Annotated in this window: 9 protein-coding genes; 3 read left to right on the top strand and 6 right to left on the bottom strand. The window is 71.8% G+C overall.

From position 1 onward, the window contains the following. Nucleotides 1-53: 53 nt before the first annotated feature. The 4 genes from GTW40_RS07845 to GTW40_RS07830 all read right to left on the bottom strand — a co-directional run bounded on the left by GTW40_RS07845 (nt 54) and on the right by GTW40_RS07830 (nt 5,817). On the bottom strand, nt 54-1,073 hold the full coding sequence (locus GTW40_RS07845) for a sugar ABC transporter substrate-binding protein (RefSeq protein WP_161179427.1): 1,020 nt from the start codon (nt 1,071-1,073) through the stop codon (nt 54-56). Between the two features lie 98 nt (nt 1,074-1,171). Next, nucleotides 1,172-2,035, bottom strand: coding sequence for an alpha/beta fold hydrolase (locus GTW40_RS07840; RefSeq protein ID WP_161179426.1), 864 nt, complete (start codon nt 2,033-2,035; stop codon nt 1,172-1,174). A 227-nt stretch (nt 2,036-2,262) separates the two neighbouring features. Further along, nucleotides 2,263-3,684: an amino acid permease gene (locus GTW40_RS07835; protein WP_161179425.1), complete on the bottom strand. Its 1,422-nt coding sequence runs from the start codon at nt 3,682-3,684 to the stop codon at nt 2,263-2,265. A 327-nt stretch (nt 3,685-4,011) separates the two neighbouring features. Beyond that, a complete protein-coding gene (locus tag GTW40_RS07830; protein ID WP_161179424.1) occupies nt 4,012-5,817 on the bottom strand; it encodes an FAD-binding dehydrogenase in 1,806 nt (601 codons plus the stop codon). A gap of 384 nt (nt 5,818-6,201) precedes the next feature. Between GTW40_RS07830 and GTW40_RS07825 the strand changes: the two genes are divergently transcribed. The 3 genes from GTW40_RS07825 (at nt 6,202) to GTW40_RS07815 (ending at nt 9,086) form a co-directional block, all read left to right on the top strand. Then, the gene (locus GTW40_RS07825; protein ID WP_343245632.1) at nt 6,202-7,395 is read left to right on the top strand and encodes a macrolide family glycosyltransferase; all 1,194 of its coding nucleotides are present in this window, start codon (nt 6,202-6,204) and stop codon (nt 7,393-7,395) included. A 116-nt stretch (nt 7,396-7,511) separates the two neighbouring features. Beyond that, a complete protein-coding gene (locus GTW40_RS07820; RefSeq protein ID WP_161179423.1) occupies nt 7,512-8,555 on the top strand; it encodes a sporulation protein in 1,044 nt (347 codons plus the stop codon). A 75-nt stretch (nt 8,556-8,630) separates the two neighbouring features. Beyond that, a complete protein-coding gene (locus tag GTW40_RS07815) occupies nt 8,631-9,086 on the top strand; it encodes a TerB family tellurite resistance protein (RefSeq protein WP_161179422.1) in 456 nt (151 codons plus the stop codon). 30 nt (nt 9,087-9,116) lie between these two features. Here GTW40_RS07815 and GTW40_RS07810 read toward each other — a convergent pair whose 3' ends face one another. After that, on the bottom strand, nt 9,117-10,097 hold the full coding sequence (locus GTW40_RS07810) for a M56 family metallopeptidase (protein ID WP_161179421.1): 981 nt from the start codon (nt 10,095-10,097) through the stop codon (nt 9,117-9,119). Nucleotides 10,098-10,103: 6 nt separating this feature from the next. Further along, on the bottom strand, nt 10,104-10,490 hold the full coding sequence (locus tag GTW40_RS07805) for a BlaI/MecI/CopY family transcriptional regulator (RefSeq protein ID WP_161179420.1): 387 nt from the start codon (nt 10,488-10,490) through the stop codon (nt 10,104-10,106). Nucleotides 10,491-10,567 lie beyond the last annotated feature (77 nt).

Here is a 10,567-nt window from a genome sequence, read left to right as displayed (position 1 = left end):
GGGGCCGGGAGCCGGCGGCGCGGCCGCCGGACCCGTCTGCGAGGCGGTGCTCATCACCGCGTGCCCTTCGCCGCGAACGCCGCGACCCGGTCCACGTTGGACTTGTCCACGAAGGCGGGCCCGGTCAGCACGGGCTGCTCGCCGCCGCCGCTGTAGTTGCCGTTGTTCTTGTACAGCCACAGGGAGTCGACGGCCAGATAGCCCTGGAGGTACGGCTGCTGGTCGACCGCGAACTGGATCGTGCCCTTCTGGATGGCGCCGGTCAGGTCCTTGTTGAGGTCGAAGGTGGCGACCTTGGCCTTGCTGCCCGCGTCGGCGGCGGACTGCACGGCGGTCAGCGCGAAGGGGGCGCCGAGGGTGACGATGTAGTCGAGGGTCTTGTCCTGCTTGAGCTTGACGGTGATCGTCGACTTCACGGACGGCATGTCGGTGCCGGTGACGTACAGCGTCTGGAGCTTGCCGGAGAAGGTCTTCTTCACGCCGTCGCAGCGCTGGGTGAGGCCGACGTTGCCCTGCTCGTGGATCACGCAGACGGCGTTCTTGGCGCCGACCTCGTTCAGCTTCTTGCCGAGGGCCTCGCCCGCGACCGACTCGTCCTGGCCGAAGAACTGGAGGAGGCCGAGCTTCTTCCAGTCGGCGAGGCCGGAGTTGAGGCCGACCACGGGGATCTTGGCCGCGCCGGCCTTGGCTATGACGTCCTTCATGGCGTCGGGCTTGGCCAGGGTGACCGCGATGCCGTCCACCTTGCGGTCGATCGCGTTCTGCACGAAGTTGGCCTGGGTGCCCGCGCTGGGGTCGGCGGAGTAGCTCAGTTCGATGTTGTCCTTGGCCGCGGCGGCCTCGGCGCCCTTGCGGACGATGTCCCAGAAGGTGTCGCCCGGCCCCTGGTGGGTGACGAGCGCGACCTTCATCCGGGGGGTGTCGGCCTTGCCCGCCGAGGTGCCCGTCCCTCCCCCTTCGGCCTTCTTCCCGCCGGAGCTGCTGGAGCAGCCGGCGAGGGTGAGGGCGGCCGCGGCGGCCACCGCGACGACCTGGGCCAGTCCGCGCGAACGCGAGCGAGAAGAGCGGTCCATCTTTCCTGCACCTCACTGTGCTACGGAGGGGAACTGCTGTTGCGTCGGCCGCGATACAAGTCCCTGCGCGGGCCACTGTCAATACTTTGTAAGGACATTTACGGGTTCGACACCGTCGCCCCGGCGATCTCCGCGAGCATCCGCGCCGCCGGTTCTGGGTGGACCAGCCAGCGCAGATGACTGCCGTCGAGGGTGCGGACATCGAAGGGGTGGTCCGGGGTGAGCGCGTCGCCCTCGCGGATCAGCCGGTCCTGGAGGGCGAGCGGCAGACTCGCGTCGCCGGTGAGCCGGACGTACGTCCTCGGGACGCGGCCCCAACTCGCGGCGCGCGCCCGGTCGTCCGGGCCGCCCGCGTCGAGGCTCTCGTCGGGCTGGAACGTGGCGAGGAACGCCAGGAGTTCGTCGTCGGTGCCGTCCGCGAGGAAGGCGGCCTTGAGCCCGGCGAGGGCAGCCTCGTCGGCGGTGCGGAAGTTGCCGCGGATCAGGCCGAGTTCGGCCGGGTTCCCGGCCAGGACGAGGGCGAGCGTGTCGGGGTCGACCGCGGCCATCTCGGGCTCGGCGTAGTAGGCGGCGACCTCGAGGTCGACCGGGCACCAGGCGGCGACGTAGACGAGCCGGTCGATCAGGTCGGGCCGGGTGTTGGCCACGGCGGTGGCGACGACGCCGCCCCGGCTGTGCGCGACGAGCACGACGGGGCCGTTCGCACTGGCCCGCTCCAGGACCGCGATCAGATGGGCGATGTTGTCCGCGTGGGTCGCGCCCTTGAGCGCGCCGGGCGTCGTGGCGAGTCCTTCCGGGTCCTGCGGGGCCTGGTAGGCGCGCGGGTACGTCGCGCCGAAGCCGTGTCCCGGCAGGTCGACGGCGACCGAGCGGTGCCCGAGCAGGCCCAGCTCGGCCTGGAGCGGCGCGAAGGAGAAGGAGTTGGCGAAGGCCCCGTGGACCAGTACGACCGTCGGCTGCACCTGTCTGCCCCGCCTTCCGCCCCGTGGGGCCCGTTGTCCGGGGTGCCACGCTACGCAGCGGAAGATCACCGGCACTAGTGGTAGGAGGCGCTCCGCTTGTGCAGTTCGCCGGTGCGGCGTGGGGGTGCGGCGGTACGACGCCGGGGGTGCGGGCGTACGACAGAGCCCGGCGGCCCCTTTCGGAGACCGCCGGGCTCTGCCCGTGTCCAGGCGCCGACCCGGTGCCGTCAGGCCTCGGCCCGGCGCCGCCGTCCCGCCATCACGGCGTAGACGAGGATGCCGACGAAGAGGAACAGCACGCCCTGGTAGACCGCCGCGTAGCCCGCGCCCGCGACCAGCCAGATCGAGAATCCGGCGGCGACCGAGGCGATCACGGCGTCACGGATGAGGCGGCGCTTGTCGACGGCCTCGCGGCGGCCGGAGGCCAGGTGGTAGAGCTGCGCGGCCGTGGCCAGCAGGTACGGGACGGTCGCCGTGAAGGTGGTGACCAGGACCAGGACCTCGAAGACGTGCGCGGAGCCCGCCATGAAGTTGTAGACGGTGAGCAGCGAGGAGAGGACGACCGTCACGCCGACGCCGACGGTCGGCACGCCCCGGCGACGCCGGGTGAAGGCGGCCGGGAAGAGCCCGTCGCGCGCGGCGGCGTACGGGGTCTGCGCGCTGAGCAGGGTCCAGCCGTTGAGGCAGCCGGTCATCGAGATCAGCGCGGCCAGGGCGACGGCCCAGCCGCCCCAGGTGCCGCCGAACATCGCGTTCACGGCGTCGGAGAACGGCGCGGTCGACTTCACCAGGTTGCTGTGGGAGACGGTGCCGAAGACGGACACCGTGCCGAGGAGGTAGACCAGCGCGGCGCCGACGGTGCCGATGACGGTGGCGCGGCCCACGTTGCGGCGGGCGTCGCGGACCTCGCCCGCGCTGACGGCGGCGGACTCCACGCCCAGGTAGGAGTAGAGCAGCAGGGCGGCGGAGGCGGAGACGGCGCCGATCGCGCTGCCGCCGCCCGCGTTGAACGAGCCGAGGTTGGACGGGTCGAAGAAGAACAGGCCGCCGACCGCGACGAGCAGCAGCGGGAGGAACTTCAGCACGGTGGAGACCAGCTGCACGGCGCCCACCCAGCGGGTGCCCGCGAAGTTGGCGAGGGCCGGGAGCCACTGGATGACCAGCGCGGCCAGGCACGCGGTCCAGCGGTGGTGGCTGACCGGGATCAGTACGTCGAGGTAGCCCACGGCGGCGACGGCGAGCGCGGCGTTGGACACCCAGGTGGTGATCCAGTACGCCCAGGCCGCGAGGAAGCCCGCGAAGTCGCCGAAGGCCTCGCGGGCGTAGACGTAGGGGCCGCCGGTGCGCGGGTCGCGCTCGGCGAGCCGGCCGAAGACCAGGGCGAGGGCGATGGCGCCGACGGTCAGGACGCCGAGGGCGACCAGGCTGACCGTGCCGTAGGGGGCGACGGAGGCGGGGAGCAGGAAGATGCCTCCGCCGATGATGTTGCCCATGACCAGGGCGGTGGCGACGGGCAGCCCGAAGCGGCGGGCGTGCTTACTGGCGCTGCCGCCCGGTTCGCCGGCCGGGGCGCCGGCAGAGGTTCCGGCAGGGGTTCCGGCAGGGTCGGCCGCCGGAGCCGGCGGCGGGACGGTCCCGGTGACGTGCATGGCGGGGTGTTACCTCTCGGGGAACCGGCCGTGACCGGAGCGGGGACGGGTGGTGACCGGGCTCACGGAGCGGACCGGGGGACTGACGTCCTCGGAGCACGGGACCGAGCACAATGGTCGGTGATGCCCCGAGTCGTCGCCAAATCGCCGCTTCTTGTCCCGCTCCGTCAGCATGATCACGCAAAAATCACGCTTACGGGGCGTTGACACCGGCAGATGTTTACGCCCCTCGTCGACCGCTCGTCCGGCACCGGGGCCGCCCCCAGGCCTCGTCCGACCCCCTTCACACCCTCCGACCTCGGCCGATCCGCATCTCCGGCGCCTCCCTCAGGTCGCCGTCGCCGCGGCCGCCGCGCGTCCCGCCTGGCGGCCGGAGAAGAGGCAGCCGCCGAGGAAGGTGCCCTCCAGGGAGCGGTAGCCGTGGACCCCGCCGCCGCCGAAGCCCGCGACCTCGCCGGCCGCGTACAGCCCGGGGACCGGCTCGCCGGAGGCGTTCAGCACCCGCCCGGACAGGTCGGTCTGGAGGCCGCCGAGGGTCTTGCGGGTGAGGATGTTGAGCCGTACGGCGATCAGCGGCCCGGCGGAGGGGTCGAGGATCCTGTGCGCGGAGGCGGTCCGGCTGAGCGAGTCGCCGATGTAGGTGAGGGCGTTGCGGATGCCCATGACCTGGGTGTCCTTGGTGTACGGGTTGTCGATCTCGCGGTCGCGGGCCTCGATCTGCCGTTTCAGGTCCGCGAGGTCGATCAGGTTGTCGCCCGTGAGCTTGTTCATGCCCGCGACCAGCTCCGGCAGGCTGGTGGCGACCACGAAGTCCGCGCCGTTCTTCTTGAACTTCTCGATCGGCTCCGGGGTCTGCCAGATCCGGGAGAGCAGCTGCCAGACGTTCTTGTTGGTGAGGTCCGGGTTCTGCTCGGAGCCGGAGAGCGCGAACTCCTTGGCGATGATCTTCTGTGTGGTGACGAACCACGAGTAGTCGTACCCGCTCGCGGTGATCGACCCGAGGGTGTGCAGGGTGTCGTAGCCGGGGATGTCGGGTGCGCCGAAGCGGCGGCCTGTGGCGTCGAACCACATGGAGGACGGCCCCGGCAGGATGCGGATGCCATGGTCGGGCCAGATGGGGGCGTAGTTGCGCAGTCCCTCGGTGTAGTGCCACATGCGGTCCGGGTTGACGATCCGGCCGCCCGCGCGCTCGGTGATGGCGAGCATCCGGCCGTCCACATGTGCGGGCACACCAGTGATCATGGATTTCGGTGGGGTGCCGAGCCGTGTGGGCCAGTTCTGGCGCACCAGGTCGTGGTTGGCGCCGATGCCGCCGGAGGTGACGATCACGACCGGGGCGCGCAGTTCGAAGTCGCCGACGACGGTACGGGAGCTGGGCGTGCCCCGGGCCGCGCCGCTGGGCTCCAGCAACGCGCCGCGCACCCCGGTCACCGCACCGCCGGTCGTGACGATGCCGTCGACTCTGTGCCGGAACTTGAAGGTGACCTTCCCGGCCGCGACCGCCGCCCGCACCTTCTTCTCGAACGGCTCGACCACGGCCGGGCCGGTTCCCCAGGTGACGTGGAAGCGGGGCACCGAGTTGCCGTGCCCGTCCGCGAGGCCGCCGCCGCGCTCGGCCCAGCCGACGATCGGGAACCACTGGACGCCGAGCCCGGACAGCCACGACCGCTTCTCGCCGGACGCGAAGTCCACATACGCCTGGGCCCACTTGTAGGCCCAGTGGTCCTGGCCCCTGGGGTCGTCCACGTCCCGGTCGAAGCCCGCGGTGCCGAGCCAGTCCTGCCAGGCCAGGTCATGGGTGTCCTTGACGCCCATGAGCCTTTGTTCGTCGGAGTTCACGAAGAACAGTCCGCCGAACGACCAGAACGCCTGGCCGCCGATACTGGCCTCGGGTTCCTGGTCGAGGAGCAGCACCTTGCGTCCGGCGGCGGCGAGTTCGGCCGTCGCGACGAGTCCGGCGAGGCCGTGCCCGACGACGATCGCGTCGGCGTCCTGCGACTCGGCGGCGAAGGCGGGAAACGCGTGCGCGGCCAGCGTGGCGCCCGCGAGCACTCCACCGGTGACGGTGAGGGCGTGGCGGCGGGTGATCCCTGAGGGGGTGCCGGGATCGGTGGAAGCGGTGGGGTGGTCCATGGCTGCCTTTCGTCAGGGGGGTGCTGACGGTGCGGGAGGGCATGGTGGGACGCGGTCGGCACGGCCTGGGGAAGTCCGGCGAGCGCTGCCGACAGGTGTTACCGACGGTAGCTCACGGGGATTCCGGCGAACAGGGTGTTGCACGAGGGTTCCGGTGCGGCGCGTGCGGAACGTCTTCGGGGGCCGCACCGGGACCCCTCGGAAATCCGGGTGCCCGGCGCCACGCGGGCGGTTAGGGTCGCAGACATGCGTCCTCAGATCTACGGCTGAGCGGTTCGGGGCAGCGCCCTGGCCTTCCTCCGGCATGTCCCCGTGTGCGCCCCCACCGAGGCCCGCGCACCGGCCCGCCGTGTCCTCACCCCTCGTAGAAATGAGTGAACTTCCATGTTCCCCACGCCTTCCGCGCCCCGCCGCCCTGCCCACATCTCGATGGTCGGCATCCCTGCCGTCAGCCACATCCTGCCGAGCCTGGAGATCATCCGCGAGCTGGTCACCCGCGGCCACCGGGTGACCTACGCCAACGACCCCGCCGTGGCCGACCTGGTCACCGCCACCGGCGCCGAACTCGTGCCCTGCCCCTCGGTGTTGCCGGTCGCCGACAACAAGTGGCCCGAGGACCCCATCGGCGCGATGAGCCTCTTCCTGGACGACGCGATCCAGGCACTCCCCCGACTCCGCGCCGTCTACGACCCGGACCCGGCCGACCTCTACCTCTACGACATCGGCGCCTACGCCGCGCGCGCCCTCGCCGAGTCGCAGGGCAGGCCCCTCGTCCAGCTCTCCCCCACCTATGTGGCCTGGGACGGCTACGAGGAGGACGTCGCCCCGCAGATCCGGCAGTTGCCCGGCGCCGACGCCTACCAGGCACGGTTCGCGCGGTGGCTCGCCGACTGCGGGGCGTCCACGACCGAGGTGGACACCTTCTCCGGCCGTCCGGAGCGGGCCCTCGCGCTGATCTCCCGGGCGATGCAGCCGCACGCCGAGCGGGTCGACACCGATGCCGTGACGTTCGTCGGCCCCTGCTTCGACCTGAGCACGGACGCGGATCACTGGACCCGCCCCGCAGACGCCGAGAACGTGCTGCTGGTCTCGCTCGGCTCGGCCTTCACCCGTCAGCCCGAGTTCTACCGCCAATGCCTCGTGGCCTACGGCGAGTTGCCCGGCTGGCACGTCGTCCTCCAGATCGGGAAGTACACCGACCCGGCCGAACTGGGCGCCGTCCCGTCCAACGTCGAGGTGCACTCCTGGGTGCCGCAGCGGGCGATCCTGGAGCAGGCGGACGCCTTCGTCACGCACGCGGGCATGGGCGGCTGCGGCGAGGGGCTGATGGCGGGCGTTCCGATGATCGCGGTGCCGCAGGGCGCCGAGCAGTTCATGAACGCCGACCGGCTCGTGGAGCTGGGCGTGGCGCGTCGTATCGACACCGCCGAGGCCACCGGCGAGCGGCTGCGGGCGGCCCTGACCGAGTTGGTCACCGATCCGGAAGTCGCCCGCCGTTCGGCGCAGTTGCGGGCCGAGGCGCGGGCCGAGGGTGGCACCCGGCGCGCCGCCGACCTCATCGAGGACATGCTGCCCTGAGACCGTGTTCCTCCCCTCCCGGCCCGCATCCGGCGCTATGCTTCTACAAGCTTGTAGAAAAAACGGTGGTCACCGCCGGTTCGCGGGTGACTCGCACGTAAAGGAGTGAACGCCGGATGGTGTTCAAGAAGCTGCTCGGTTCGCTCGGTGTGGGAGGGCCCACCGTGGACACGGTGCTGGACCCGGGCCCCGCGCTGCCCGGCGGCGCACTGTCGGGGCAGGTCCATCTCCGGGGCGGGAAGGCCGACTTCGACATCGACCACATCACCCTCGAACTCGTGGCCCGTGTCGAGGCCGAGCACGAGCACGGGGAGAGCGAGGGCGCGGTCGTCTTCGACCGGTTCACGGTGGGCGGCGGCTTCCGGCTGCGCGAGGGCGAGAGCCGGAGCGTGCCGTTCAGCATGACGCTGCCGTGGGAGACACCGGCCACCGAGCTGTATGGCCAGCCACTCGGCATCGTGCTCGGCGTCCGCACCGAACTCGCCGTCGCCGGGGCGAAGGACAAGGGCGATCTCGACCAGCTCGCGGTACGTCCGCTGCCCGTCCAGGAGGCGATTCTGGAGGCACTGGGTCAGCTGGGCTTCGGATTCCGGTCGGCCGACCTGGAGTTGGGACGCATCGGCGGCACCGGGCAGCAACTCCCCTTCTACCAGGAGATCGAGCTGATCTCCGCGCCGCAGTACGCCGACCAGGTGCGGGAGTTCGAGCTGACCTTCCTCGCCGACCCGGGCGGCATGGAGGTCGTCCTGGAGGCCGACAAGCGCGGCGGTTTCCTCTCCGCCGGGCACGACGCGCTCGCCCGGTTCACCGTCTCGCACGACGAGGCGGACCGGCCGGACTGGAACACCGTGGTCGACGGCTGGTTCCGCCAACTCGCGGAGCGGCGCGCGTCGTACGCCGCCCCCGGGCCGTACGGCCACGAGACCTCGTACGGGCACGGCGCTCCGTACGGCCACGAAGCTTCGTACGGGCACGAAGCTTCGTACGGGCATGGCGCCCCGTACGGGCACGACGGCGGCCACCACCGCTCCGGCCCCGGGATGGGCACCGCCGTCGCGGCGGGCGCGGCAGGGCTCGCCGTCGGTGTCGTGGGCGGCATGGTCGCGGCCGAAGTCGTGGACGAGGTGGGCGACTTCTTCGAGGGCGACGAAGAGGACTGAGAAACGCCGTACGACGGGGGACACTTGGGAGCCGGGCACGGCACGGCTCCTCACCTTTCCGAGACTGGAGTGCTCATGGCCCTGTGGGACCGCATCAAGGAATCCGCCGCCACCATGCAGACGCAGCTGGTGGCGAAGAAGAACGATCTGAAGAGCGGCGCCTTCCGTGACGCCTCGATGGCGATGTGCGCGCTGGTGGCCGCCGCCGACGGCACGGTGGACCCGTCCGAGCGGCGCCGGGTGGCGCAACTCATCGCCGGTAACGAGGTGTTGCAGAACTTCGACGCGATGGACCTCCAGCGCCGGTTCGAGGCCAACCTCGACAAGCTGACCGCCGACTTCGACTTCGGCAAGGTCAGCGTGCTCCAGGAGGTCGCCAAGGCGAAGAAGAAGCCCGCCGAGGCGCGTGCCGTCGTCCAGATCGGCATCGTGATCGGCGGCGCGGACGGCAACTTCGACAAGGACGAGCAGGCCGTCGTGCGCGAGGCGTGCTACACCCTCGACCTGCCGCCGCACGAGTTCGACCTCTGACAGCAGGGCGCACGCCACGGGCGGCCATCCCTACAGAGGGGTGGCCGCCTTCAGTACGAGGAACAGCGTCACCGCCGAATTCGCCGAGGACAGCGCGGAGATCGCCGTCCCGGCCGCAGCCGTCCACACCGCCACACCGACGGCCGTGAACAGCGACGGCCACGCGTGCGCGGTGGGGGCCGGGTGCAGCAGCGCCGCCACCCGGCGCGGAACGGGCCCCGGTGCCGCGAACCCGGCCAGCGCGGCGCCCGGTCCGACACCTGGTCCAACGCCCGGTGCGGCGCCCGCGATCAGCGCGGCCCTGCCGATGGCCCGTGCCACCGTCCGGCGGCTGCGCACCACCCCGGCCGCCTCCTCGTCCGCCCACCGCTCCACGGTGTAGGAGACCACCGTACGCAGCGGGCGCAGGAACGGGTTGGCGCGGGCGGCGAGTTGGACGAGCAGCAGGAACCTGTGGTGACGTGCCGTCAGATGAGCCCGTTCATGGGCGAACAGCGCCCGCCGCTCGCCGGAGGTCAGCCGGGACAGCATCCCGGTCGACACCACCACCCGGCCCCGCCCGCGACGCCGTCCACGATCCCGTCCGCGATCCGGCAGGGCGAACGCGTAGGGCACGGTGTCGGGCAGTACGGCGACCGTACGCCGGGGCAGCCCCGCAAGACTCCGCCCGGCCCGTCGCCGTACCCGGTGATGGCGCCACAGCAGGCTCCCGCAGCCGGAGACCACGGCGAGCAGGGCCGGGATGGCGGCCTGGCCCGCGATCTCGTCGTACGGCACCGCCTCGCGCACCTCGTCGTCGGACCAGCCGTCCGGCAGCGGGTTGCCCGGGAGTTGGGCGGTGCCGACCACCATGAGCAGGGCGAGGCACACGGTGCTGCACAGGCCCAGCACCGCGGCCGTCACGGTCAACAGCCAAGTGGCGGTGCGCGGATGGAGCCGCTGCTCGGCCAGTCGCGCCACCGGCCACGCCGTCAGCGGCAGCACCAGCGGCAGGAGGACGAACACTCCCATGGGACCTCAGTCTTCTCCCTCCGGGCCCAGGCGGCCCAGCAGTTGGCGCAGCACGCGTTCGTCGTCGGGTTCGAGCGAGGTGACGAAGCGGGACAGCACGGCCTCGCGGTCGCTCTCGCCGTCCAGCACCTTGCGCATCCGGTGCGCGGCGAGACCGGCCTGGTCCGAGACCGGCGTCCAGACGAAGGAGCGGCCCGCGCGCTCGCGGGTGACCGCGCCCTTGGCCAGCAGCCGGGTCAGGATGGTGATCACGGTCGTATAGGCGAGGTCGTCGCCCAGGCGTTCCTGGACCCAGCCCGCCGACGCGGGGGCGCGCGCCTCACGGAGGGCCGACAGCACCAGCCCCTCCAGCTCGCCCTGTCCCCGCCGCCGGGGACGCCGCTCGTCGCTCACGTCCACTCCCTTCCGCCCGTGCCGGGCCGCCGCCGCTGTCGCTGTCGCTGTCGTAGCCGCCGCCGTCCGGCCCGTCC

It is taken from the genome of Streptomyces sp. SID4985 (assembly GCF_009863025.1).
Taxonomy (GTDB): Bacteria; Actinomycetota; Actinomycetes; order Streptomycetales; family Streptomycetaceae; genus Streptomyces.
The sequence above is the reverse complement of the archived record's forward strand: the minus strand, read 5'-3'. Positions and strand labels throughout refer to the sequence as shown.

What these genes read in the sequence shown, in the direction of transcription:
- GTW40_RS07820 (WP_161179423.1), top strand. Translation starts at nt 7,512, where the DNA reads ATGGTGTTCAAGAAGCTGCTCGGTTCGCTCGGTGTGGGAGGGCCCACC.
- GTW40_RS07830 (WP_161179424.1), bottom strand. Translation starts at nt 5,817, where the DNA reads ATGGACCACCCCACCGCTTCCACCGATCCCGGCACCCCCTCAGGGATC.
- GTW40_RS07810 (WP_161179421.1), bottom strand. Translation starts at nt 10,097, where the DNA reads ATGGGAGTGTTCGTCCTCCTGCCGCTGGTGCTGCCGCTGACGGCGTGG.
- GTW40_RS07815 (WP_161179422.1), top strand. Translation starts at nt 8,631, where the DNA reads ATGGCCCTGTGGGACCGCATCAAGGAATCCGCCGCCACCATGCAGACG.
- GTW40_RS07845 (WP_161179427.1), bottom strand. Translation starts at nt 1,073, where the DNA reads ATGGACCGCTCTTCTCGCTCGCGTTCGCGCGGACTGGCCCAGGTCGTC.
- GTW40_RS07825 (WP_343245632.1), top strand. Translation starts at nt 6,202, where the DNA reads ATGTTCCCCACGCCTTCCGCGCCCCGCCGCCCTGCCCACATCTCGATG.
- GTW40_RS07835 (WP_161179425.1), bottom strand. Translation starts at nt 3,684, where the DNA reads ATGCACGTCACCGGGACCGTCCCGCCGCCGGCTCCGGCGGCCGACCCT.